The 24807-nt window shown below is 46.8% G+C and carries 22 protein-coding genes; 2 read left to right on the top strand and 20 right to left on the bottom strand.

Features of this window, described 5'->3' with window-relative positions:
- Positions 1 to 29 precede the first annotated feature (29 nt).
- From BLV66_RS10500 to deoB, 14 genes are all read right to left on the bottom strand, one after another.
- A complete protein-coding gene (locus BLV66_RS10500; RefSeq protein ID WP_086986122.1) occupies positions 30 to 779 on the bottom strand; it encodes an esterase family protein in 750 nt (249 codons plus the stop codon).
- Between the two features lie 15 nt (positions 780 to 794).
- Positions 795 to 1958: an ATP-grasp domain-containing protein gene (locus BLV66_RS10505; protein WP_086986123.1), complete on the bottom strand. Its 1164-nt coding sequence runs from the start codon at positions 1956 to 1958 to the stop codon at positions 795 to 797.
- Positions 1959 to 2235: 277 nt separating this feature from the next.
- Positions 2236 to 3165, bottom strand: coding sequence for a substrate-binding domain-containing protein (locus tag BLV66_RS10510; protein ID WP_086986124.1), 930 nt, complete (start codon positions 3163 to 3165; stop codon positions 2236 to 2238).
- Positions 3166 to 3176: 11 nt separating this feature from the next.
- Positions 3177 to 4151, bottom strand: coding sequence for an ABC transporter permease (locus tag BLV66_RS10515; RefSeq protein ID WP_086986125.1), 975 nt, complete (start codon positions 4149 to 4151; stop codon positions 3177 to 3179).
- Entirely contained in the window at positions 4152 to 5633 is a 1482-nt protein-coding gene (locus tag BLV66_RS10520) for a sugar ABC transporter ATP-binding protein (RefSeq protein ID WP_086986126.1), read from the bottom strand.
- A gap of 11 nt (positions 5634 to 5644) precedes the next feature.
- Positions 5645 to 6040 (bottom strand): D-ribose pyranase, encoded by a 396-nt coding sequence (gene rbsD / locus BLV66_RS10525; protein WP_086986127.1) that lies wholly within the window; start codon positions 6038 to 6040, stop codon positions 5645 to 5647.
- The gene (gene rbsK / locus BLV66_RS10530) at positions 6015 to 6920 is read right to left on the bottom strand and encodes a ribokinase (protein WP_086986128.1); all 906 of its coding nucleotides are present in this window, start codon (positions 6918 to 6920) and stop codon (positions 6015 to 6017) included. Before rbsK ends, rbsD begins: the two co-directional genes overlap by 26 nt.
- On the bottom strand, positions 6913 to 7896 hold the full coding sequence (locus tag BLV66_RS10535) for a LacI family DNA-binding transcriptional regulator (protein WP_086986129.1): 984 nt from the start codon (positions 7894 to 7896) through the stop codon (positions 6913 to 6915). The genes rbsK and BLV66_RS10535 overlap by 8 nt, the downstream gene beginning before the upstream one ends.
- 226 nt (positions 7897 to 8122) lie before the next feature.
- Positions 8123 to 9418 (bottom strand): NCS2 family permease, encoded by a 1296-nt coding sequence (locus BLV66_RS10540; protein WP_086986130.1) that lies wholly within the window; start codon positions 9416 to 9418, stop codon positions 8123 to 8125.
- Entirely contained in the window at positions 9415 to 10362 is a 948-nt protein-coding gene (locus BLV66_RS10545; protein WP_086986131.1) for an ABC transporter permease, read from the bottom strand. Before BLV66_RS10545 ends, BLV66_RS10540 begins: the two co-directional genes overlap by 4 nt.
- On the bottom strand, positions 10363 to 11433 hold the full coding sequence (locus BLV66_RS10550; RefSeq protein WP_086986132.1) for an ABC transporter permease: 1071 nt from the start codon (positions 11431 to 11433) through the stop codon (positions 10363 to 10365).
- A 4-nt stretch (positions 11434 to 11437) separates the two neighbouring features.
- Positions 11438 to 12970 carry an ABC transporter ATP-binding protein gene (locus BLV66_RS10555; RefSeq protein WP_086986133.1) on the bottom strand — a complete coding sequence of 511 codons (1533 nt, stop codon included), beginning with the start codon at positions 12968 to 12970 and terminating at the stop codon, positions 11438 to 11440.
- Positions 12971 to 12983: 13 nt separating this feature from the next.
- Complete coding sequence (locus BLV66_RS10560; RefSeq protein ID WP_086986134.1) at positions 12984 to 14015, bottom strand: BMP family lipoprotein; 1032 nt, start codon at positions 14013 to 14015, stop codon at positions 12984 to 12986.
- 26 nt (positions 14016 to 14041) lie between these two features.
- On the bottom strand, positions 14042 to 15214 hold the full coding sequence (gene deoB / locus BLV66_RS10565; RefSeq protein WP_086986135.1) for a phosphopentomutase: 1173 nt from the start codon (positions 15212 to 15214) through the stop codon (positions 14042 to 14044).
- 49 nt (positions 15215 to 15263) lie between these two features.
- Here deoB and BLV66_RS15450 point away from each other — a divergent pair, with 49 nt between their 5' ends.
- A complete protein-coding gene (locus tag BLV66_RS15450) occupies positions 15264 to 15920 on the top strand; it encodes a Crp/Fnr family transcriptional regulator (protein ID WP_176974230.1) in 657 nt (218 codons plus the stop codon).
- Positions 15921 to 16088: 168 nt separating this feature from the next.
- Positions 16089 to 16793 (top strand): purine-nucleoside phosphorylase, encoded by a 705-nt coding sequence (gene deoD, locus BLV66_RS10575; RefSeq protein ID WP_086986136.1) that lies wholly within the window; start codon positions 16089 to 16091, stop codon positions 16791 to 16793.
- Positions 16794 to 16900: 107 nt separating this feature from the next.
- Here deoD and BLV66_RS10580 read toward each other — a convergent pair whose 3' ends face one another.
- From BLV66_RS10580 to dapA, 6 genes are all read right to left on the bottom strand, one after another.
- On the bottom strand, positions 16901 to 17656 hold the full coding sequence (locus tag BLV66_RS10580; protein ID WP_086986137.1) for an SDR family NAD(P)-dependent oxidoreductase: 756 nt from the start codon (positions 17654 to 17656) through the stop codon (positions 16901 to 16903).
- Positions 17657 to 17680: 24 nt separating this feature from the next.
- Positions 17681 to 19474, bottom strand: coding sequence for a PHB depolymerase family esterase (locus BLV66_RS10585; protein WP_086986138.1), 1794 nt, complete (start codon positions 19472 to 19474; stop codon positions 17681 to 17683).
- 20 nt (positions 19475 to 19494) lie between these two features.
- Entirely contained in the window at positions 19495 to 21123 is a 1629-nt protein-coding gene (locus BLV66_RS10590; RefSeq protein ID WP_086986139.1) for a CE1 family esterase, read from the bottom strand.
- A gap of 92 nt (positions 21124 to 21215) precedes the next feature.
- Entirely contained in the window at positions 21216 to 22505 is a 1290-nt protein-coding gene (locus BLV66_RS10595) for an SLC13 family permease (protein ID WP_086986140.1), read from the bottom strand.
- A 103-nt stretch (positions 22506 to 22608) separates the two neighbouring features.
- A complete protein-coding gene (locus tag BLV66_RS10600; protein WP_086986141.1) occupies positions 22609 to 23781 on the bottom strand; it encodes a sialidase family protein in 1173 nt (390 codons plus the stop codon).
- A 121-nt stretch (positions 23782 to 23902) separates the two neighbouring features.
- On the bottom strand, positions 23903 to 24799 hold the full coding sequence (gene dapA, locus BLV66_RS10605; protein ID WP_086986142.1) for a 4-hydroxy-tetrahydrodipicolinate synthase: 897 nt from the start codon (positions 24797 to 24799) through the stop codon (positions 23903 to 23905).
- Positions 24800 to 24807 lie beyond the last annotated feature (8 nt).

Below are 24807 nucleotides of genomic sequence, written 5' to 3' on the forward strand. Positions count from 1 at the left end.
ACGCTGAAAGGACGGGAGTTTCTTATTTATTATAGCTTTCCTTGCTCATTCAGTTTGCCCAGGAAATAAGGCATCTGGACGCGCCACCATTCCCAGTCGTGGTGGACGTTCTCGCCCCAGAAATCGATCCAGGCGGGGATGTTCTTGAAGCGCATCACTTCTTCGATCTTGCGCGTGTCGCGGATGCTGACTTCTTCCCAGTTGCCTTGGCCGGTCGCGACGATGATGTTGCCGGAACGGTATTTGTCCAGGAACCAGCCGTCGTTCAGATTCCAAAGGTAGTCGATCGGCGAGTTCTCATAGACGTTGCGATCATGGTAATTTCCAAAGAAGTAACGGACATCGTAAAGACCACTCAGCGCGATGACACTATCGAAAACATCCGGATGGCGCAGGTAAAAGTTCAGGCTGTGGTAGCCGCCCATGCTGCAGCCGGTCGTGATCATCGGTCCTTGGTGGTTCGTCTGATGCTTGATGTGCGGCACGAGTTCCTCGATGATGTAGCGGTCATAGCGTTCGTGCATGTTGGCGCGGTCGTACGGACTTTTCCATTCGCACAGCCAAGATTCGTTATCCATGCTGTCGGGTGTATAAAACTGCACCAAGCCTTGGTCGATGAACCACTGGCAGGCTTCGATCATGCCGAAGTCCGCGTATTCGTTGTGGCTGCCTCCGGATGACGGGAAGACGATGATCGGTTTACCCGCATGTCCATAGCGATTGAAACGCATCTCACGGTTCAAGTGACCGCTCCATTGTGATGAATATTCTACGTGCATTTTATTTCCCCCAGTCTATTCGGTTATGGAAATCATATGGATAATGTCCATCAGTTCTTGATATTCTGCTGCACGTATGACGTAGCCGAAATCCCCCATGATAGCCGCAAAAATCCCCGGCATTTCTTCGAACAGGACGACATTGCCTCCGTAACGGGCGATCACTTCCTCATGCGTGAAGCGGTAAGGATGGACGCCCTTGCGGCTGACGTAGCAGCAATAGTAAGGCGTGTTCATCTGCGCCGTGAAATTGCCGGTCGCAACCAGATTTCCGTAAGCGGCGTAGAGATCGACATCATTTGCCCAGTTCCACATGTCCATCGTATGCCCACCAGGCGGACGCAGGTTGGCTTCCAAGGCAACAAGGCTGCCGTCAGGTAAACGGAAAAACTCAAAATGGAAGAAACGCTCGCGGACATTGAAGGCCTGAACGAGCTTGGTTCCGATTTCGCGCAAGTCTTCCGGCATATTGCGGTCGACATAGTAGAACATATCCGCATTTTTTTCGACGATTTCCAACACTGCTTTTTCGTACACAAGTGTGGCATCAAAAAGAATATTCCCCGCGGCATCGGTCAGACCGTCATACGTAACGATCTTTCCGTCGATGAATTCCTCAAGAATATAGGATTCATACGGATTCTTCACATGGAAAAAGTGTCCGAGCTCCTCTTCAGAACGGATTTTGTGCGTATCCGCCGCACCTACACCGGAATCAGGCTTGATGCAGACCGGGAAGCCGTATTCGTGGCATAACCCGAGGGCATCGTGATAGTCGCCGATGACGCGCCCGCGCGCTACCCGAATGCCGACTTCTCTGAATTTTTCTTTCATGGCGGACTTCAGTTTTACGAAGGCCATATCCTCATTTTTGAAGCCGAAGACGTTGAAATCAGTGCGCAGACGCGCATCCTGCGCCAACCAATATTCGTTATGCGATTCGATACGGTCCATCTTGCCATGTTTGTAAGTCAAGTAAGCCACGGCGCGCAGCATTTCGTCATAATTTTCCATATCATTGACGCGATAATACTCGGTCAAGCTCTCACGCAAGTCAGCATCCAGCAACTCAAACGGCTCGCTGGCGACACCAAAGACATTCACACCTGCTCGCTTCAGACCGACTGCGAAATTCTTGAAATTACTGGGGAAATGGGGAGAGATAAATACGTAGTTCATGGAATTTCCTTCTTTCTTCCGAACATTAGATTACAATGAGAATGTACCATTTTGAAGGCAGATTTACAAGAGTTTTTCAGCAGAAAAGGGGAAATATTGATATAATCGAGGAGCTATTCAGATCAGCTGAGACTGCTAAATCCCGTATATCTAAAGCCATGCGCAGCGCACTAAACTGGATTGCACCAGAAAGCCCCTGCCCTCACGCAACTAAGGCGCGAGAGCAGGGGCTTTCTTCACTTGCAGTCACTTCGAGTTGCTGCAAGACACTTTTTATTTATTTTTTGACCAACTCAAGCGGAGAAGGGATATACGCGTCCACTTCCTTGCCGGCAAAGAAATCAAAGGCTGCTTGTAAAGCCAATCTACCCATTTCTTCAGGTTGTTGTGCGACTGTCGCACTCATTTTTCCTTCTTCAACGGCATTCATACCATCTTCCGTTCCGTCAAAGCCGACCACTTGGATTTTGCCGGTCAAACCGGCAGCTTCAATCGCTTCAATGGCACCCAAAGCCATTTCATCATTTTGAGCAAATACCGCTTGGATATCCGCATGCGCCTGCAGCATATTTTCCATAACAGTCAGTCCTTCAGCGCGATCAAAATTGGCTGTTTGGCTGTCCAATAGATTCAATGACTCCTCAGCGATTTTCGCAAAGCCTTCTCCTCTTTCACGGGTTGCAGAAGCACCAGGAACGCCTTCCAATTGGACTGTGTTGGCTCCTTCTCCTGATAATTCGACAATGTATTGCGCAGCCAACTCTCCTCCGGCTGCATTATCTGAGGCAACCAAGGTAACCACTTCGCCGCCGTCGCTGGAACGATCGATTGTGATGACAGGGATGCCAGCGCTGTTTGCGGCTTCCACAGCAGGAGCAATCGCAGCCGAATCAACCGGATTGATCAGCAATACATCGACTCCCTGCTGGATAAGATCATCCACATCATTCGTCTGTTTTGCCGTATCATCCTGGGCATCGACAGTGATGATTCTCGTACCATTTTCTTCCGCTAGTCCAGTGATGCCGGCTTCCAGTGAAACAAAGAACGGATTGTTCAAAGTTGAAATAGAGGCACCCACAACCAATTCAGAAGCTTCCTTCTCTTCGACAGCAACACTTTCTGCGTTGTCGCCTTCCAATGTAGCGCCTCCGCATCCAGCCAACAGTAACAAAGAAGCAGCAGTCAATCCCAATAATTTTTTCATTTTTATTCCTCCTATTTTTTGTTCTTACGATCCAATAAAACAGCGATGATGATGACAACACCTTTAACCACTTGCTGATAGAAACTCGATACACCCAATAGGTTCAAGCCGTTGTTCAGCGTACCGATGATCAACGCTCCGATCAATGTCCCCACTAATCTTCCGCGTCCTCCGGATAGACTGGTTCCTCCAAGAACAACGGATGCGATCGCGTCCATTTCATAGGCATTACCCGCAGTCGGTTGAGCAGAGTTCAAACGAGAAGTGATGATGATACCAGCGACTGCAGCCATCAATCCGGAAATGGAATAGATGGCGATTTTGATGCGGTCACTCTTGATGCCGGCAATGAACGCAGCCTTCTCATTCCCACCAAGTGCGAACGTCTTTCTGCCGAATGTCATTTTATGCAAAAGCACATACAACACTCCGAAGAAGAGCAGCATCACAACTACCGGGAAAGGAATGCCGAAAAGATAGCCTCGGCCCATATATTTGAATATGAAACTATTCCCGATACCGGTGATAGGATTCCCATCCGTGTACACCAAAGTAAGTCCGCGATAGATCGTCATCGTTGCAAGCGTCGCAATGAATGGCGCCATTTTACCTTTTGTGATCATTACACCATTGCAGGCTCCCAAAAAGGCACCAAGCACCAAGCCCACTCCCATCGCAAGGACAGGATTCAGACCGGAAGCGATCAGGCCTGCCATCAAAGCACTGCTGAGCGCAAGCGTCGAACCTACAGAAAGGTCAATTCCACCCGTGATGATGACAAAGGTCATACCGAAAGCGATAAGTGCATTTGTGGAAACTTGTCTCAAAAGGTTCAGGAGATTGGTGGGTGACATGAAGCTCGGGTTCATGATGGTGACAAATATGACCAGCACAACTAATGCGAGCAAAGGTCCCAATTTATTCAGCCTTTTTTTTGCCGGACCCTTTTCTTTGTTACTTTTTAAGGCTTGTATTCCTAGATTCATTTACATTACCCCCGTTGCTAATTTCATGATTTTCTCTTCTGTCGCCTCTCCACGCTGCAACTCACCGGATATTTTCCCTTCATGGACAACCACAATGCGATCACTTACACCAAGCACTTCAGGCAAATCACTCGAAACCATAACGATGGCAACGCCTCTGTCCGCCAGTTCATTCATCAATTGATAGATTTCACGTTTGGCGCCTACATCCACACCGCGCGTCGGTTCGTCCAAAATCAAAACTTTGGAGCCGATGCCGATCCATTTGGCCAAAACGACTTTCTGTTGGTTCCCTCCAGATAATCCGGACACGATATCGTCGCTCCCTTCGGCCTTGACCTGCAAGCGTTCCATCAGCAGTTCAACAAAATCCTTTTCAGCTTGTGTGTCGATCAGGCCATTCTTACGGAAACCGTCTATTGAAGGAAGGCTGATGTTCTCACTGATGGAATAATCTAGAATTAAACCTTCTTCTTTTCGGTTCTCCGTCAAGAAACCGATGCCTTGACGAATGGCATCATTTGGATTGGAAATTGTTATTTTCTTATCTTCAAGATAAATATCGCCACTGTCGAGCGGATCGATTCCAAAGATGCTCCGCATGATTTCAGTCCGACCTGCTCCCATGAGTCCCGAAAAACCAACGATTTCCCCTGCTTTAATTTGGAAGGACACATCCTGGAATTTCCGTTCAGATGAAAGTTTCTTTGCTTCGAAAACGATAGGTCCGATTTTGGAGGTCTTCGCCGGATAATAATCAGCGAGGTCCCTACCGACCATTTTACGCACCACTTCATCGTTGCTAGTGTCCGCTGTCCGCTTCGTGTCAACGGATATACCGTCACGCATGACCGTGATGCGGTCACTGATTTTGAAGATTTCTTCCATTCTATGGGAAATGTAGATGATGGCCACATTCTTTTGCTTCAGGTTCTGGATAATCCTGAACAATACCTCGATTTCCCTTTCCGTCAAGGCTGCCGTAGGTTCGTCCATAATGATCACTTCACCATCGGAAAGTAAGGACTTCGCGATTTCGATCATCTGTTGTTGCCCTACCGACAAATTCTTCACTTCTTCATCCAAATTCAAGGATACACCCAGCTCACGGAATGTCTCAAGGGCAAGTGCTCTCATTTTTTTGTTGTCGATCCATCCGATATCGTTTTTGATTTCATTTCCCAAAAACAAATTTTCGACTACCGTCATTTCAGGCCAGGTATTCATTTCTTGATGGATGAAGCTCAATCCGAATTTCTCTGCTTCCTTAGGGCTATCAAATTGCTTTTGGTTGCCATCTATTAGGATCTCGCCTGCATCCGGCTTATGAAGTCCGGTCAAAATATTCATCAGTGTCGATTTGCCGGCCCCGTTTTCCCCCATTAAGGCATGCACTTCTCCCGCTTTGATGGTGAAGTCAACGCCCCTCAATACGTAGTTGGTGCCAAAGCTTTTCGTGATTCCTTTCATCACAACTTCCATTTGTTTCCCTCCTAAAATAGGACTCCTGATTGCAGTATGATATTGGAATAAGGTGTCGCTTCGCCTGTCCGGATAATGGCTTTAGCATCACCCGTCATTTCCTTAAAGGTCTCATGACTGACAAAGGCAACGTCAACGCCTGCCATCCGATCCATAGTACGCTCAAATTGGTCTGGATTCTGCACCTTTATCTCCTCAGCCAAAAATACTTTTTCCACTTCCATCTCTTCCATCAACAACTCCAAAACAGTCTGAAAGGAAGGTTCGTGCAAACGTATGGATAAATCAATCTTTTTGACGCCTTCCGGTATCGGAAGACCTGCATCACCGATCACAACTTTATCTGTATGTCCCAGATCCGCCAAAACTTTTGCAATATCACTATTCAAGATTCCATGTTTTTTCATAATGTTCGTTCTCCTTCAGTTCAGCTAGTGTCGGCATGCCGCCTTGCGCTCCAAATTTCTGTACGGATAATGCCGCTGCCAGATTCCCGAGTTGCAGGCTGGCTTCGATATCCAATCCTGATGCGATGCCTACCGCAAAGGCACCATTGAACGTGTCCCCCGCTCCGGTAGTGTCCACTGGTCCGACAACATATGCCGGAACGTTCCTCTCAACCGAGCCATTATGGTAGCAGACGCCTTTGGAGCCAAGTGTGACGATGAGTTTTCCAGGGTATTTCTTGATTCCTTCCGAAAGTGATAATTCAGGGAACATGATTTTGTATTCGCTCTCATTTGGTGTCATGAAAGTGACTTTCTCCAATAAAGCCTCATCCACTGTCCTTGCAGGTGCAGGATTGTAGAGTACTTTTACACCTTTCTCAAAGCACAGTCCGATAACGGCTTCGACAATCTCTTGCGGTACCTCATTCTGGATGACCATCAGCTCGACTTTCTCAAGTTCTGTTTCCAGATTTTGCAGCCTTGCGCTTTCGAAAGCGTTGTTTGCACCCGGGATATAGATGATCGCGTTATCGCCGTCGACAATCGTGATATGGGCTGATCCTGAAGGCAAATGTGTAACCCGTTCCACATTGCTTGTATCAATTCCGTTTTTTATTAAGTTCTCAATCAGTTCCTTACCGAACAAATCGTTGCCTACAGTTCCTACCATCGATACGTGTCCGCCCAAGCGCGCACTGGCAACCGCTTGATTAGCGCCTTTCCCTCCGAAAGTGGTCCTGAAGTCCTTCCCCGTGATGGTCTCCCCGGTTTCTGGGCGTCTGTCGGCTGTGACGACAAAATCAGTTGAAATGCTTCCTAACACCATAATATTACCCATTTTCCATCTTCTCCCTCAATGATTCTCTTATTATTAACGTTACAGGCAATTGTATCCTTTTTTTCAGAATGATTTTGTTCTCGATATGTCTACACAGAAGATCTGCCGCTTGATAGCCTATCTCATAAGCTGGTTGCGCAATTGTGGAAAGCCCAGGAAACATCAGTGCAGCGAATGGCATATCGTCATAGCCTATGATCTGAAGTTCCTCTGGGATACGTATTCCTCTTTTGATAGCTTCCTTCATGACTGCTAATGCGTACACGTCATTGGAAGCAATCACGCTGTCCGCATGCGGAAATTGGTCCAAAAAATGCTGCGCAGTCTTTTCCGCCGAATCAAATTGATACGTATCGGTCTGGTACAGCTGGTATGGGATATTTTTTTCGTTCAATACCTTCAGATTTCCGGAAAGCCGATCATGGGAACTAGGCACATCTTTAGGTCCGACCATGATGACGACATGTTTTGCTTGTCTCTCGCTGATTGCTTGCGCCGCCAACTCACCACCGTGAAAATCGTCCGTGTGAACGGCAAATTCTATATCCTCGCTGACCCTATCCAACAACACGAATGGCATGCCATGGAACTCTTTCGTACTCCCTTGTACTGCGGAAAGGACTCCCGCCACATTATTTTGCGCGAAAATTTTCAAGTAATCCTTTTCCTTCTCTAGATCGCCTTGTACATTCCCCAAAATCAAACTGTAGCCCAGTTCATTTATCTTATCTTCCACACCTTTAGCAACCAATGGGAAGAATGGGTTTGCGATATCCGGCAAAAGTAATCCGATCAGCTTGGATTTTTTTTGGTAGAGGGACCGCGCAACTTCATTCGGTGAAAAATTCAATAGCTTGATTGCTTTTTCGACCTTTTCGCGTGAAGCCTTCCCTACATATCCACTGTTGTTCATGAACCTTGAAACGGTTGCCACGGATACACCTGCCAATTCTGCCACTTCCTTGATAGTCGCCATTCTCCTTCACCTCCGCTGGTTGTAAATGTGTAACCGATTACACAAATAATATAGCACGTTCGGAAAGCGTTTGCAACCCTTAAGTGCAAATAAATTTTCTGCCCATAAAAGAAGAAGCACTGCATCCATACGGGGACCAACTCTCCAGAGTGAAAATCCGGCAATCCTGCGTATTGCTCAAAAGGCAAAAAACCTATCTCGAAAAAGAGACAGGCTTTTTGCCCTTTTAAATGAATTTCAAAACAAAATACAGAACAAAGATGCCCGTCAATCCGTACATCATTTTCGAAACAGCTTGCCGATCACCCGAGAATACTTTGATGAACGTATACAGGATAAAGCCCCAGCCGATACCGTCCGCGATGTTGAACGTCAACACCATCATCAGCACCATCAGGATGGCCGGGAAATATTCCGTGAAGTCATCAAAATTGATGCCTTTCAGATTGTTGGCAGCCAACAAGGATCCCACAATGATGAGCAAAGCCGAAATGACAGCCAGTGGAATAAGGGCGATGAAGGGAATCAATGCGATGGTGAAGAGAAAATAAACGCCCACCATAAATGATGTCAAGCCGCTCCTTCCTCCCACTGCGATGCCCGTTGCGCCTTCCGCACTCGTGCAGATGGAGCTGCATCCCAATAAACCGGCAATCATCACTGACAAGGCATTCGATTCCAGCGTTCGTTTCAACACTTTGGGTTGTTCGGAGGTCAAAAAACTGACCTGTGTCCCCAAATTTTGGAAAACGACCAAAATCAAGAGCGAAAATACGGCAACCCAATAGTCCATCGACAGCACACCCGAAAAATCAAGTTGGAAGATAAACGGCTCCAAGGAACCCAGGTCGATGAAGGAATAGGAAAAAGAGCTGATGTCCGTTACCCCTAAAGTAATGGAAATGAGAACACCGAAAATAATCGTCAATAAAAAATTGCCTTTTACATTTCTGACGAACAGAATCAGTCCGACCAACAGGGTAGCCAACAGCGTCACCGGCACCGGTTGAAAAATATTGTTCAGTGCCACGATTGTACCCTCTGAGGATACGATGATTCCGCCGTTCTTCAAGCCAAGGAATATCAGGAAGAAGCCGACCCCCGCGCTCATCCCTTTGATCAAAGTCACCGGGATGGAGCGAAGGAGTTGATTGACCACATTGAAATGCGTCAACAGGAAGAAGAGCAAACCGACGATAAAGATAATCGATAAGCTTTCTTGCCAAGTAAAAGCAAAGGCTCCGACCAAGATGTAGGTGAAGAACGCATTGTCGCTCATTCCCGGAGCAAGTATCAAAGGGGAGTTGGCATACAGCCCCATCAGAATGTTACTGATGGCTGTCGTCAGTATCGTCGCGATCACAACAGAATTATAATCCATGCCTGCTTGCGACAAAATAAGCGCATTGACAGCCACAATATACACGATGGAGAAGAAGGAAGTCGCACTCGCCAACATTTCGCTCCGTATCGAACTGCCTTTCTCTTTCACATGGAAAAGTTCTTGCAATAGCTCCATCATCTCACGCTCGCGTCATAATGGACACCCAGCGCTTTTGGCCCCCTAGTTTTTCTTCCTGTGAAGATAAGCGCCAATAAGGTCACGATGTATGGCAACATATAGAAGAATTCAGTCGGAATGGCACTTGCAAAGTCCAAGATTTGGATCTGGTCTTTGATGGATTGTGCGAATCCAAAAAGTAACGCTCCCATCATGACGCCGTATGGGTTCCAGCGTCCCAGAATGACTGCCGCAATCGCGATAAAGCCTTGCCCGGCGATTGTATTGAACGAAAAGTTTCCGTTTGTCGTCAATACAATCGTCGCTCCTCCCAAGGAAGAAATCGAACCACTGAGCATCACAGCCCAGAATTTAATTTTCATGACGTTGATCCCGGCAGTATCGATGGACCCAGGATTTTCGCCGACCCCTCTCAGACGTAAGCCTGCAGGTGTACGGAAGAAGTAAAATCCGATGGCAAAGACCAGAATGAAGGCCAAATAGGTTGTAGGATAGGAACGGAACAAGGCATCCCCAATGAATGGTATGTCGGATAATACCGGTATGTTCACTTTTGCGAACATATTCCGCAAGCGTGGTGTATCAGCCGCGCCATCAAACAACAATTTAACCAAGAAAAAGGTGAAGTTGGCCGCCAGCAAGTTGATGACCACCCCGCTGATGACATGATCAGCCTTGTATTTCAAGGTCGCCAACGCATGCATCCCTGAGAACAAGGAAGTGAACACAAAGGCCGACAGCAACCCAATCCACGGGCTGAACCCGCCCATTCCCATCGATTCGGCGAAGTTGGCGCCGATAGCGGAGAAGAAGGCCCCAGAAATCATGAATCCTTCCACTCCTAAGTTGGTGACTCCTGCCCGCTCGCTGAGCATCCCGCCGAGTGCACCGAACAACAGTGCTGTAGCAAAAATCAAACTGCCGCTTATAATATTGGCTACCATCTATTTCGCCTCCTCTTTATGCAATGGTTTCTTTGGCAATGCTGCTTTGACGATGCCGGGTGCTGCCACAAAGAAAATAATCAGCGATATCACAATACCGATGATTTCGCTTGGCACGCCCGCACCGAACTGCATCCCTTGAGAACCGTAATTCAAGGCCCCGATCAGGATCCCGGATAAGGTCGTTCCCAATGCGGAATTCCCGCCCAGCAACGCAATGGCCACACCATCGAAACCGATGCCGCTTGTGGATGAACTGATTGCGACATACCCATAAACGCCCAGCGTATCCAACGTGCCGACCAAGCCACCTAAAGCCCCTGAAAGGAACATCGTGCGGGTCATAATGCGGTTCACCCGGATGCCGGCATAGGAAGCTGCATTCGGATTCAAGCCTACTACTTTGGTTTCGTATCCCCAGCGGGTCTTCTCAAAGAAGTAGTAGAAAGCAAAGATGATGAACGGGACAAGAAAGAATCCCCAATGGATCCGTGCACCATTGAATACTTCATTCAAGGAAGGGAACGTGATACCAGCAGATTCTTTAATCATGGCGGAACGTTGCGTCCCTTCCTGAGTCGCGAAATTCTTGATCAAAATATGGCTGAAATACAAAGCAATATAGTTCAGCATGATCGAGCTGATGACTTCATTGATTCCAAATTTAGTCTTCAGGGCCGCAACCAAAACACCCCATAACCCACCGGCAACAACACCGACCAAGATGGCCACAATGCCGTGCAGAATAGGCGGCATCTCGATGAGCGTACCTACCAAAAGGGAACTGACGGCGCCCATGATGATTTGGCCGTCCACCCCGATGTTGAATATACCCGCTTTATTGGCCACAGCAACAGCAAGGCCACTCAAAAGTAGCGGAATGATAGCACGAATCGTTTCCCCGATATCATAAACCGATCCGAATACTTTTGTAACCAACGACTGATAGGCAATCAACGGGTTGTACCCACCGATGACCATCACGATGGCTCCGATGACGAGTGCAATCAGTACGGCTATGACCGGAACTATTACATTACTGTTTTTTGTCTTTTTTTTCACTTTTTCCATGGTATCATTCCTCACCCGATCCTTTACCCGCCATCATCAGACCCAGCTCTCTGTCGGTTGTTGTCTCTGGTTTTGTTTCCCCGACGATTTTACCGTCGAAGATGATCGCTATCCGGTCCGACAAGGTCAAAATTTCCTCCAATTCGAAAGAAACCAACAGAACAGCGACTCCTTTGTCACGCAAACGCACGATTTGACGATGGATAAAATCGATGGCGCCTATGTCCAGCCCTCTCGTCGGCTGCACGATGATAAGGAGTTTGGGATCGCGGCTGATTTCCCTCGACAGGATGACTTTTTGTTGATTCCCGCCGGACATGCCCCGCACAACCGTGTATTCATTTTTAGCACGGATATCATAGTTTTGCATCGCTTCACGCGCTTCTTGATACATCCGCACTTTGTCCAATCTGATCCCTTGGTTATGCTTTTCCTTATAATATTCGATCAAAATCAGGTTTTCGGCTATGTTATTATCCAAAACAAGCCCATGCTTGTGCCGGTCAGCCGGCACATAACTCACACCGGACTCATAGATTTCACGCGTTGTTTTCTCCTTGACGGAAACGCCGTTGATAAGGATATCCCCTTCTTCGAACGCATGCATCTTGACGATTGCTTCCACCAACTCGCTTTGCCCATTCCCGTCCACCCCGGCAATCCCCAAAATTTCGCCTGCCGCAACCGTCAAATTAATGTCATCCAAAACACGTTTTTTACTGGCGCTGAACGAGGTAAGCTGCTTGATTTCCAACACGGTTGCTTGCGGATTATAGGCTGCTTTCTCAATTTCACGGGAAAGGTTCTTTCCGACCATCAACTCCGCAAGCTCTTCTTCATTCGTTTCTGCCACATCCACGCTGGCGATGAATTTCCCTTTGCGGATGACGGTGCATTTATTGGCCACTTGCATGATTTCCTTTAATTTATGGGTGATCAGAATGATGGACTTACCTTCAGCCACTAATTTTTTCATAATCTGCAGCAGTTCCCCAATTTCATCTGGGGTCAGTACCGCCGTCGGTTCATCAAAAATCAACAAGTTGGCGCCGCGATAGAGACATTTTAAGATTTCAACTTTTTGTTGCATACCCACGGGCAGATTTTCTATTTTACTGGTCGGATCCACCTTCAATCCGTACTTTGTTGAGATATCGCTGACTTCCTTGACCGCTGCCTTCATATTGATGCGTATTCCATCCTTTGGTTCCATCCCCAAAATGATGTTTTCGGTCACAGTAAAATTTTCGATCAGCTTAAAATGTTGATGAACCATTCCGATGCCCAGATGGATAGCATGATTCGGGTTCTCAATTTTCGTTTCATTTTCATAAACGGATATGGCACCGCCATCTGGTTGATACATCCCGAACACCACATTCATCAAAGTGGATTTCCCAGCCCCATTTTCGCCAAGCAAGGCGTGGATTTCTCCACGTCCTACTGTCAACGAAATATCATCATTAGCGACAAAATCGCCAAATTTCTTTGTGATGTGCTTCAATTCCAATACTTTTTTGACCTTCGTTTGATTCATCATAGGATTCTCCTTACGGCTGTTCAGGCACTGTGATTTCTCCAGAAATGATTTTTTCCTTGTAGCTTTCCACTACATCTAATACTTCTTTTGGCACATTGATATCAGACGTATCCGCTAAACCAACGCCATTTTCAGCCAAGCCTAGACGCACCACTTGTCCACCCGGAAATTCCCCTTCGGCTGCTTGTTTGGATACTTCATAGACCGCATTGTCGACATTCTTGATCATGGATGTCAACGTAACATCATTCCCGAATTCCAAGGACTGATCTTTATCAACGCCGATGACCCAAACTTTTTCGCCTGCTTTGAAGCGTTCTTGTGCTTCATTGAAAATGCCGTTTCCAGTTCCGCCTGCAGCATGGAATATGACATCCACGCCATCGTTGTACATTGTTGAGGCAGCGGATTTCCCGATATCCACTCGGTTGAATACACCTGCATAGTTTACGACGATTTCTGCATCCGGCTTGATTTCACGGACTCCGGCTTCAAAACCGGCTTGGAATCGTTGGATAACAGGGATTTCCATTCCACCGATAAATCCAATTTTATCCGTTTCAGACATGCTTGCTGCCACAATGCCCGCCAGGAATGCCCCTTCATTCTCCTTGAATGAAATTGATACAATATTGTCGATCCCTTCAATATCAGCATCGACAATCCCCAATTTAGCATCGGGATTGTTTTTGGCTATGTTTGTAACGGCATCCGCTAACGTTGCTGCTGTTGCCCATGTCAAGTCCGTGCCGCTGTTGACGAATTGCAGCAAACTCGGTTCCACTTCCGCATCGGATTGTGGTTCAAGATATTTCACATCGTAGCCGAAGTCTGCTTGTAATTTTTGCAATCCTTCCCAGGCGCTTTGATTGAACGATTTGTCGTTGACACTGCCCAAATCCGTTACCATTCCGACTTTAAACTCTTTCCCTGCAGTTGTGCCACTTTCGCTGCTGTTGCTTGAGCCACCGCTTCCGCAGGCCGCTAATAGGGTTGTTGCCAATAAGGAAAGTCCGATCGTTTTAACTGTAAATTTTTTCATCTGAATCACTCCTATGATCTGTTTTTTTATTGTAATTCCGCCAAGAAACTTGTTCCATGCTCTGCTTGTGGTACACCAAAGTTATCCGCGATGGTTGCGGCAATATCCGCAAAATGATGGGCTGTGGTCAATTCACCTGGTTGAACCAATTGTTTTGAATAGACAAGCAACGGTACATATTCACGCGTGTGATCCGTTCCCGGTGCTGTCGGATCGTTTCCATGATCTGCCGTGATGATCAACAGGTCATCTTCGGCCATTTGATCAAGTATTTCCGGCATGCGTGCATCAAAGGCGATCAATGCTTCCCCGTAGCCTTGAACATCCCGGCGATGCCCGTACAGCGCATCGAAGTCGACCAAGTTTGTAAGTGAGAGCCCTTCGAACGTCTGGGACATAACCTTCAGCAACTGATCCACGCCGTCCATATTGCTCTTTGTTCGGATGGCCTTGGTGATGCCTTGGCCATTGAAAATGTCGTTGATTTTCCCGACGGCGATGACGTCTTTCTCGTTGTCTTTCAACTGATCCAATACGGTCTTCCCGAATGGGTTCAGTGCATAATCATGTCGGTTAGCCGTTCTTTGGAAGCAACCGGGTTCGCCTATGTATGGCCGTGCGATGATCCGTCCGATCATGTAAGGATCGTCTTTTGTGATTTGGCGCGTATATTCGCAGATATCATACAATTCCTCCAACGGGATGATGCCCTCATGTGCTGCGATTTGAAGGACAGGGTCAGCGGACGTATAGACGATCAAGGCTCCCGTCTCCATTTGTTCCGGCCCCAGCTCATCCAAGATGGCTGTCCCCGAAGCGGGCTTGTTGCCGATGATTTTTCTGCCTGAGTAGGACGCTATTTTTTCCAACAGTTCCTCAGGGAAGCCGTCCGGGAACACCCTGAAGGGCGTATCGATCTGCAGGCCGGCAATTTCCCAATGGCCTGTCATCGTGTCTTTCCCTGCGCTCTTTTCAGCCAGCTTTGTCCAATACGCTTTGCTTGGGATCGCCTTTTTTATCCCTTTTATGTCAGCGATATTGCCTAATCCTAAGCTTTCGAGATGGGGCAGCCGCAATGCCATGTTCTCGGCAATGTGGCCGATGGTGTGGGCCCCGCTATCTTGGAAAACTGCCGCATCCGGAGCCTCCCCGATTCCAACAGAGTCCAAAACGATCAAATGTATTCGTTTACTTTTCACGATACCCTTCCTTTCTGTTTCATGTTACAATTTTGAACGAGGTGAAATTATGAGTAAAAGCATTCAACTATTTGATGGTATGATCGACAAACAAGTACAAACCATCCTTTCAAAGCTCCCATCGAGGAAGTACAAGAAAAACCATATGCTTATCTTCGAGGATGATCCCATCGAAAAGATTTACATCATCAAGAGCGGCATGCTGAAGGTATATCGCATGTATGAAGGGAAGGAGCTCATACTCGGTTTCGTAAAAAAACATGAAGTGCTTGGTGAAATCGAACTTTTTTCGGACGGCAATGCACTATCTTCTGTTGAAGTGATTGAAGACGGAGAAATTTACTATTTATCACAAGCAGATTTCACTACGTTGCTATATGAAAATAAAGCCCTTCTTAAAAATATCTTCCGTATTTATAACCAAAGATTTAAAGCATTGAATAGGCAAATACAGAATCTCACATTCCATAGCGTCCACACCCGCGTCTGTCGTACCTTACTTGACTTTCTTGAGAACAGTGAAGCTTCCACTGATCTGATCATCCAGCATACGAACCAAAGCACGATTGCCAGCATAATCGGCGCGACCCGGGAATCCGTCTCAAAGACATTCAAAGATCTGCAGGACGAAAAAATCATTGCTTTGGAATCAAAAAAGATCCGCATCTTAAACCTTTCAAAGTTGGAAGCTTACGCAAACATCTAAGTCCCTGATGTCGTGCCTTCATGTTAACAAAGAAAACGCTTTCTACGAATGAACCTTTTAACAAAATAAGTGTGAACATCCTCACACTTATGATGAGAGCGATTTCATAACGCTTCATCCTCCTTTACTCTATCATTGGTACTAACCACTAAAGAGGAGGAAATCATTATGAGTCTTCACATTGATGCAGAAAAAGGGCAAATCGCGGAAATCGTTCTATTACCAGGGGATCCGCTTCGTGCGAAGTATATCGCGGAAACATTCTTGGAAGATGCGGTATGCTACAACACCGTCAGGAATATGCTGGGCTACACGGGCTCTTATAAGGGCAAAAAAATATCGGTACAAGGCACGGGAATGGGGATGCCATCCGCAACCTTGTATATCCATGAATTGATCAATGATTTTGGCGCCAAAAACTTGATCCGTATCGGTACATGCGGTGCTATTCAAGAAGATGTCCATATCCGCGACGTCATCATCGCACAAGCGGCGGCAACGGATTCTTCCATGATCTACAAAGATTTCTCGCCAGCCTATTTCCCGCCTATCGGAAATTATGACTTGATCAATAAAGCCTACACGCTCGGGAAAGAAAAAGGGATGAACATCCATGTCGGAAATGTCTACTCATCTGACAGCTTTTACAGTGATTCCAATATCACAGACAATATGAGCAAATATGGCGTACTCGGGGTCGAAATGGAAACAGCTGGGCTTTATTACTTGGCCTCTAAATTCCATATCAACGCACTCAGCATCCTGACGGTCAGCGATCACTTGATCACCGGTGAATTGACCTCCAGCGAAGAACGTCAAACAACATTCAACGATATGATTATAGTTGCGCTGGAAGCAGCCATCCAGGAGTAATACTTAGACTTAAACAGGCGCTTGTTCCACAGAAAAAAGCTGATTGCGGGTATGCAATCAGCTTTTTTTGGTGATTTCGTCTTATGTTTTTGGGGAATTGTCGAATACTACTGCATCAATTTCCCGCCGCTCAAGTTCAAACTTGTCCCGGTTATGAACGCGGACTCTTCGGATGCTAAAAACAGAGCGGCAGCAGCCACATCCTGCGCAGTCCCTAGCCTTGCTAACGGAATGTTCCCCAGCGATTTCTGACGGTATCCATCCGACCATTGATCGGTCATTTTCGACTCAATCGGACCGCATTGGATCGCGTTCACGCGAATGCCGTCACCGGCAAATTCCATTGCGAAATGCCTGGTCAAATAGGTCACGGCAGCCTTGGAAGCCCCATAACTGGGAGCAGCGTTCGGATGCGGCGTGACGCCATTAGCGGAGGTGATGTTGATGATGTTGCCGGCTTTTCTTTCCTTCATTCCAGCCAATACAAGCTTCGACAAGTAAAAAACGCCGTTGAGGTTCACATCAATGACGCTTCGCCAATCATCATTGCTTGTATCCAGTGTGCTTTCCCTCTTCATTATCCCAGCATTATTTATCAAAACATCGATTCTTCCGTAGGTGTCCACTACTTTTCCGACTATTTCCTGACAAGCTTGTTCCTCCGAAATGTCCCCTTGGAAACAGTGGCATTCTCCGCCTAAATTCCTGATCTCTTTTTGAGTCTCTTCCAACGCAGTAAGATTTCTGCCGATTATTGCCAGCGAAGCCCCTTCCTTTGCCAATGTCAGCGCCATTCCCTTACCGATGCCCTGGCCACCACCAGTGATCAGAACGATTTTATCTTTGAATGAATCGCTATTCATCTTCTCACACTCCTCACACACTCATTAAGTTCGCTCATGCACCAAAGCCAACGAGCCATCCGCGTTCCTTGAAAACTGCTTCATGAACTCCCACGCCAGTTCAATCTGCCTGAGATCAACAGCATGCGGCATCCTTTTCGCATAGATCAATTCATAGAGCGGCTTGCTCGGATGATCTTCTCTGTGCCATTTGTGATGCAAAAAACGTTGATCCAGATCCTCATACACATTTTCATCCGCAATCAAACCTGATTCATACGGACTCTCAGTCTCACGGTCTTGGTCGGCAATGCCGTTATATTCCTTCCAGTAATCGAACGTTTTTCGCCATGGCCCGTCCGGATCCGTCAAGGACCATTCCAAATCCAACAGACCGATATTTTGGATGACCGGCATCCGGTAATCAAATGCCTGCTTTTTGGAATCCGCCAGTCTTTTCACTGCGGACTCCTTACCTTCCGGCTCCAACGTAAGATTGCGGACATTCGATTTGGGATTCAATTTCATGATGAGCGGTACCATCCCGGATAGCGTTGATAAATAGCCCAGATGCGGCGCATTGCAGGGTGCCGCTGCCGCAAATTTTTCCGGGTACGCGGCTGCCAAGGCATTCGTCATCATGCTCCCCATCGAGAAGCCGGAAAGATAGATTCGTGTGGAATCGATGGCATATTTCTTTTCCATATACGTAATCAAAGCAAAAATGAAATCAAAGTCGCTTGGCAAACGGTCATCGTCCCAAACATTCCATCTTTTTTCTATCGAAGGCTCGGGATAAACCACTATGAAATTATCCCTGTCGGCTATATCATGCCACCCACTTTGCTCGGCACCATACAGCGGCACACAGCCGATGCCATGGAAATAGATGACCAACGGGACTTTTTCTTGGCTATCCCTCAGTTGCGGGGGAACATATTCATACCACGTGTGCGTTGAGCCATCCGTCAAATCAGGAAAGGATTCATTGACATGCGGTTCAAAACCGCGCTCCGAGAAGTTTGTCCGTCTCTGATATGTGCCAAAAATATCATTTCGCCAACGTCTGGTTTCGGAAAAAAGATATTCCCAAGCGAACCAAACTTCCTCCTGATCCAGCTTATTTCTGGAAACGACATGTCTGATGCATTCGTTGTTGCTGTTTGAATAAGCGAGCCGTCCACCCTCTATGCTATTCATCCCGCAGATGCCGTTGCTTTTCCGCAAGTATTCTTCCGCCAATTTGTTTTCGCTATTGATGTAAGCCACTTGCGGAGCGTACAGTGCACCGGAAGGAATCCGATAATCGGATGGAAAATCCGAGATCATGATTCCGGCAGCATCTACAGGCGAAAGGGATGCCAAGGTAAATATCATGGCAGAAGCGGATTCCGATGTTGCGAGATAGAAAATCATCCCATTGAACCCGGCTACGCCTGCTTTACCTAAAGCCAGACTCACAAAGCAGCGCTTCAGGAACTCCATATCATTTTCAAGATCTTGCTTCTCTGCGTAGTTCCACCCCAGCTCAGTTGGATTCGGGAACAACAAAATCAAATGTTTCTCCTCAGCCAATTTATCGAGACCGAAAGAGACCATCAACCTTGCTGCGGATTCCTCATCCGCCTCATCCCTCAATATCATCAGCACCTGCGTCTGCTTAGGATCGAAGCAGCCTGATGCGGGGGCATACACATACATCGTCCGATTTTCCCCGACAGCAACCTCTATATTGTTTTCAGGGGTATTCTGAGCTGCGACATTTCCTTCCACCTTTTCCAGGAACAATTTCCCGGCCAACGGTGAGATTAGCGTAACTTCATTCATCGTATCTATCATCGGATTCACCCTTCCAAATTTTATTTAATGCCTAAAATCTCAGATACTTTTTTGCTCCCCTTAGGCCGATAAAATTGTTTCAAAAATTCCCACGTAAAGCGTGCTTCTTCTGCGATTGCACCGTGTGGCATGTTCTTCATCACTGTGACACAGACACGAGCGCTCTGATCTTCCCGGAAATATACTTCTGTTTGAAACCGATCGCCCTCTTTATATCCTTTACCCAGTGTAAAGTAATTTTCCTCTGTGTATGCTCGGGATAAGCCTTCTTCACAGTGGTTCACTCGCAGCATGAATTCAAGTGCTGAATTTTCCTGCGCATTTGCAGCAGGATCATTATCCCCATAGAAAAAAGCACAAGGCATTTCCCATCCGGACTTTTCAAACTCTTTCATCATCTGAGATACTTCTGGCGCCATTTCTTTTGGCGGTTTGGAATCATCCTTTAGCTGCATACTGCGTGAATCAAACCACGGACCATTGCTTGGCGAGATGCCGGCAAATAGATGAGGTCGGCAATATGCCATTTCACGAGCCATTATTGCTCCGTTAGAGAAACCTGTCAAATATACACGAGTTTCATCGATTCGATAGTCCTCAATCATCTGTGCAATTACTTTCTCGAACACTTCATTATCTCGAAGCATAAACCAAATATTGCCCGGCGAATCAAGAGACACTAGTACAAATTCCTGGGTCTCATCCGCTAATAGGTCCCATCCGTTTTTTGTTGTGAACATCCAAGCCGGTTCCCCTCTTCCATGAAGCGTAAACACCAGTGGAAGCCCCGTAACCTGATCGGCAGTCTTCTTCTCGGGCAGATGAATAAAATAATCATAACTGAGCTCCCCTACAACTGCTTTTTTTCGGATAAAACGAGGATCTGCATAAAATTCTTTCTTACTGTCTATCTGAGCAAGAGTCCCATCCGGGCTATTCTTCCAGCGAATGACATGGTTGAAGCATTCTTCAAAAATCATCTTACTCAGCCTAGTGTCCTCCGAGGAATAGTCACCCACGAAAAGACGAACCTGTTCTTCCGGGTTATCGTCGGATCTGCTGTTGCCAAAGTAGTCTACTGCTTTTTGCGCTATTTCTTCGTTTTCTTCAAACAACCAAAGATGTACAGGAATTCCACTGTTCTTCACAGCGTAGTCTTCACTCACAGTTTTTATCATCCAATGACTGGACGGTGCCTCTGCTTTAGAGTAGTCATTGGGTAAACCGTTGACCAATGCCACTCCTGCAAACATATTCGGATGACTGACCAGTACGTTGCCAGCAAACGTTGCACCCTCTTCATAACCTACCAGATATAGGATCGTTTCCCAACACCATAGGGTTCCCGTGCGTCCCCAGATAGCTTCTCCACTGCGAGTGTGGAAGCTGTTTTTGGACTCATTATAGATGTCCATCAAGAGAGATACCGCTTCTGCATTCCACCCGTTCAATGCCACAGGAACCACCAGTATTGCTCCCTGTTCTTCTGCAATTGCTTGCCAACCAGACTTCAATGCAAACTGTTCAGCAGATTCTATTGAAGTGGATGCTTCGGTTGGTGCGCAAAGATATATGGTTTTACATGGATCACAGCCTGCCTTACTGGAAATATAATAATAAAGTGCTTTTGTGGAAATAATATCAACCATCAGATTCACCCTTCCCAGTCGTATTGAAAGTAACGTATAAAAGGCTGTCTCGAATGAGACAGCCCCTTTAACAAAATGCTCCTACTGTCAGATTATCCGTTCACAGGGAACATAACCATAGCAGCTACACACAGCGCAAGAATGCGGATCAGGTACATTGGCACTGAGAACTTCCAGAACTCCGGAAGTTTGTATTTACCCATACCCAAGATCATAGCAGGCATGCCATCGACTGGCATGTAGCCGCCGTTCCATCCGGATACGACAACTGCAGCTGCAGCCGCGACAGGATTAAGTCCCAAGCTCATGCTGGTTGCAATCGCGATTGGCGCAAAGATGTAGACAGAACCCATATTTGATCCCGTAAAAGTAGCACTTGTACTTGTCAGAAGCGCGAAGATAAGGATAAGAATGAATGGATTGATATTGTTGCCCAATGTGTTCGCCACAACATCCCCAATCATAACGGTGAATCCAGAGTTGGCCAAAGCGTCAGCCACACCGATTACACCAGCCATCATAATGATTACAGGTGCACCCATATTGTCACGGACTTCCTTGAAGTCAAGCACGTCGATGATCAGCAAGACTGCTCCTGCAATACCAGGAATGACAAAGGCTGCATTTCCCAAAACGCTCATCATCATCATACCGATAACACTGATGATGAAGGCAGCGATGGTGATGGTTTCTTTCCATGCAGGCATCACTGGTGCTGCATTTTGTTGCTGCGCCGCCGCACTTTCTTCAGAAGCTTGCATGATCGGATGATCCGGCAGCAGACGATAAGCAACCAGACTCCATGCCAAGAACCCAAGAGCCAAGATGAAATTCACGATAGCAAATCTTGGCATGGAAAGTCCACCGCTATAACCCGCGGTCTCAAGCACGCTAACAGTTACTCCATAGAAGAGCGCTACATTGAAAGGAATCAAAGGATGGTTGGTCGCAAATCCCAATGGCATCATCAGCTTGGAAGTAGGCATTTTTTTATTGTAAGGGATAGTGGATACTAAGGATAGAATAAGTACATAATAACCAGTGGCGCCGGCGCCCGCAAGGCTGGCACCCAGCATAACAACGATTAGCAAAAGGGCATAACTCTTATATCCGCCCTTGTTTACAAGAGCGACCATAGCGGACTGAACCTTACTGATCAAGCTGGTTTTCATCAGCGCCGCCATCACGACCATAAACCCAGCTACCATGACGACACTTGGGTTTATGAAACCTGCGAAAGCTTCCTGGACAGTGGACAGACCAGTGACTACCAAAAGAAGACAGGCCATAAGGGGCGGTGCTCCGAAAGCAAATTTGTCGGACATGATCATTACGATCATAAGAATCAGGATACCAAGGGCGAGAATCATTTGTAGTGTCATTTTTACATCTCCTCTTTCTTTCATGACTAAGTTGATTGGATATTTTGTTGACTTGGCTTTGTCTCGACGCGGTCAGCTGCTGACCGCGTCGGACCGGGCCTTATTATTTTTCTACGCCTTCTCCGGAAGTCGGATTGTACAATCCTTCCGTCTCTCTCTTTTCTCCGAACAGATCTTCAACTGTAAAACGAACATATTTTACGCAAAGTCTGTTTTTGTATGCATACACCAGGTGCAGAACGCCTTTGCTGTCTTGGTAAAGTGTAGGATATTCGTATTGGGCATTGTTCGTCTTGTTTTCGATTCCGATAAATCCTTCTGCACACTCGAACACTCTTCCAATCGGCCATGTTTTGCCGAAGTCTTCCGAAACGGAAACGGCTACCGGGTTACGCAGGCCCGGCCAAGCTACTTTTCCGAATTCGGCATTGTTGGCTGCGTTCTCATTATAAGCTAAAGCGATTTCACCGGATTGCAGTTTAATGGCGCTGATGCTTGCATTGTTGTTGGGCAATACATTCGCTTCCGGAACAGTCCAAGTATCCCCGAAATCATGGGATTCACTCGTATACACATGGTCAGCGAAACGGCTGCGCATGAAGGCTACTAGATGGCCTTCTTCGACTTCAACCACATTGGCATGCACACGACCGTTGCTGTCCGGCATGCGCACCGCTTTCCAAGTTTGGCCTTGATCATCAGACACTTGAAATTCGGTCGGGTCATTGGTCAACCCTTCTGGCGAGTCTTCGCATAGCCAAGTGGCGAAAATCCAACGCCCATTGCTTAATATTTGAATAGCTTGTCTTGAGAATGTTCCCTCGCTTGTAAACAGCACTTCCGGATCTCCCCAAGATTGGCCTTCATCACTTGATTTTTGAACCATAATGATGGAAGTGAATTGCATATTGTCTTTGCCTTCTTGACGGCTTACTTGAGAAGTGTAGATCAACCAAATTTGGCCATCCGGTGCTCTGAAGAAAGCAGGGTTTTGTTCACTGCGATCAACACCTCTGGACACAATTTCAGGCACTGACCAGACTTGCGTTTCCGGGTCCAATTTTGAAACAGTGATAGAGATGTCGCCACTGCCTTCAAAACTTCCGGCAAACCAAGCACATAACAGACCGCCATCTTCGGTTTCGATCAAAGCTGGAGCATGCGCTGTATTTTTTCCTCCTGTTGGAATCAAAGCATAGTCCACATTCAAAAATTCATCATGATACACCACACCATTTGGTTCAGATTGTCTAACACTCGGTAATTTTACTGCCACTATAATTCCTCCTATAATTGAATTCTTCTGGTTTATATTCTGAATCTAATTTTGCTAACGGTTACATTCGTTCGAGTCACAAGCGGCATGGTTACAAGGCCCATGCCGGCTTGTTTATGACTTATTTCACGAAATATTCAGAGTAATATTGCTCCAACGTCGCTTGGATCGCATCTTTCGCTTCCGGTGAAATATAATTGAATGGCGCACGATTATTACCTACAGGCATACCAAGCATATTGGTTGCATTTTTAATGATTGTATTCGGGTTGCCGTATTTAAAGCAATTTCTGATCGGGCGGATGGAATCCTGGAACACTTTGGCTCCTTGAAAATCGCCTTCCAAGAACTTGGAATAGATCGAAACCATGATTTCCGGTAACAGGTTGGCTACAGCTGTGATGCCGCCCGCTCCCCCGGCTTGAAGCGTCCACAGGATCAACGAATCATTGCCCGATAGGACAGCGAATTCTTTTGGATCTGTCAACTCGATATACTGCAGGATATTGTCAAAGTTCCCGCTTGAATCCTTCACGCCAACTATGTTATCCAGTTGCGCAAGTCTCTGAACGGTTTCCGGAGCAATAGCATTCCCCGCACGGGCAGGAATGTTGTACATCACGATCGGCAAGTTCACGCTCTTGGCAATTGCTTCATAGTGGTTGTAGATTTCCTGTTGTGAAGCAGCGGCGAAAAATGGCGCTACAATCGACAATACATCCGCACCCGCAGCTTCAGCGATTTTCGACAATTCGATTGTTTCTCTTGTTGTGGCAGCTCCGGTCCCTGCATAGACAGGAACTCTTCCTTTCACCTCATCAACAAAAGCTTCGATTACGAATTTTTTCTCTTCCTTGTTGAGGGCGTATGCCTCACCGTTTGTTCCTAGGCAAAACACGCCATCCACACCGGCAGCCAACGAACGGTTCACATGGTTGCGGAGTTCTTTTTCGTTGATGTCCTCGTTTGCATCCATCGGTGTTACGTTTGCGGAAATGATTCCCTTAATATCTACCACTATTTTTT

Origin of the sequence: Trichococcus collinsii (assembly GCF_900107505.1) — a bacterium.
GTDB lineage: Bacteria > Bacillota > Bacilli > Lactobacillales > Aerococcaceae > Trichococcus > Trichococcus collinsii.

Coding starts and splice junctions, on each gene's coding strand:
- BLV66_RS10500 (WP_086986122.1), bottom strand. CDS start 779: ATGCACGTAGAATATTCATCACAATGGAGCGGTCACTTGAACCGTGAG.
- rbsD (WP_086986127.1), bottom strand. CDS start 6,040: ATGAAAAAACATGGAATCTTGAATAGTGATATTGCAAAAGTTTTGGCG.
- BLV66_RS10505 (WP_086986123.1), bottom strand. CDS start 1,958: ATGAACTACGTATTTATCTCTCCCCATTTCCCCAGTAATTTCAAGAAT.
- BLV66_RS10595 (WP_086986140.1), bottom strand. CDS start 22,505: ATGACACTACAAATGATTCTCGCCCTTGGTATCCTGATTCTTATGATC.
- BLV66_RS10550 (WP_086986132.1), bottom strand. CDS start 11,433: ATGGAAAAAGTGAAAAAAAAGACAAAAAACAGTAATGTAATAGTTCCG.
- BLV66_RS10535 (WP_086986129.1), bottom strand. CDS start 7,896: ATGGCGACTATCAAGGAAGTGGCAGAATTGGCAGGTGTATCCGTGGCA.
- BLV66_RS10510 (WP_086986124.1), bottom strand. CDS start 3,165: ATGAAAAAATTATTGGGATTGACTGCTGCTTCTTTGTTACTGTTGGCT.
- BLV66_RS10555 (WP_086986133.1), bottom strand. CDS start 12,970: ATGAATCAAACGAAGGTCAAAAAAGTATTGGAATTGAAGCACATCACA.
- BLV66_RS10560 (WP_086986134.1), bottom strand. CDS start 14,015: ATGAAAAAATTTACAGTTAAAACGATCGGACTTTCCTTATTGGCAACA.
- BLV66_RS10540 (WP_086986130.1), bottom strand. CDS start 9,418: ATGATGGAGCTATTGCAAGAACTTTTCCATGTGAAAGAGAAAGGCAGT.
- BLV66_RS10545 (WP_086986131.1), bottom strand. CDS start 10,362: ATGGTAGCCAATATTATAAGCGGCAGTTTGATTTTTGCTACAGCACTG.
- rbsK (WP_086986128.1), bottom strand. CDS start 6,920: ATGGGTAATATTATGGTGTTAGGAAGCATTTCAACTGATTTTGTCGTC.
- BLV66_RS10515 (WP_086986125.1), bottom strand. CDS start 4,151: ATGAATCTAGGAATACAAGCCTTAAAAAGTAACAAAGAAAAGGGTCCG.
- BLV66_RS10590 (WP_086986139.1), bottom strand. CDS start 21,123: ATGGTTGATATTATTTCCACAAAAGCACTTTATTATTATATTTCCAGT.
- BLV66_RS10580 (WP_086986137.1), bottom strand. CDS start 17,656: ATGAATAGCGATTCATTCAAAGATAAAATCGTTCTGATCACTGGTGGT.
- BLV66_RS10520 (WP_086986126.1), bottom strand. CDS start 5,633: ATGGAAGTTGTGATGAAAGGAATCACGAAAAGCTTTGGCACCAACTAC.
- BLV66_RS10585 (WP_086986138.1), bottom strand. CDS start 19,474: ATGATAGATACGATGAATGAAGTTACGCTAATCTCACCGTTGGCCGGG.
- deoD (WP_086986136.1), top strand. CDS start 16,089: ATGAGTCTTCACATTGATGCAGAAAAAGGGCAAATCGCGGAAATCGTT.
- BLV66_RS15450 (WP_176974230.1), top strand. CDS start 15,264: ATGAGTAAAAGCATTCAACTATTTGATGGTATGATCGACAAACAAGTA.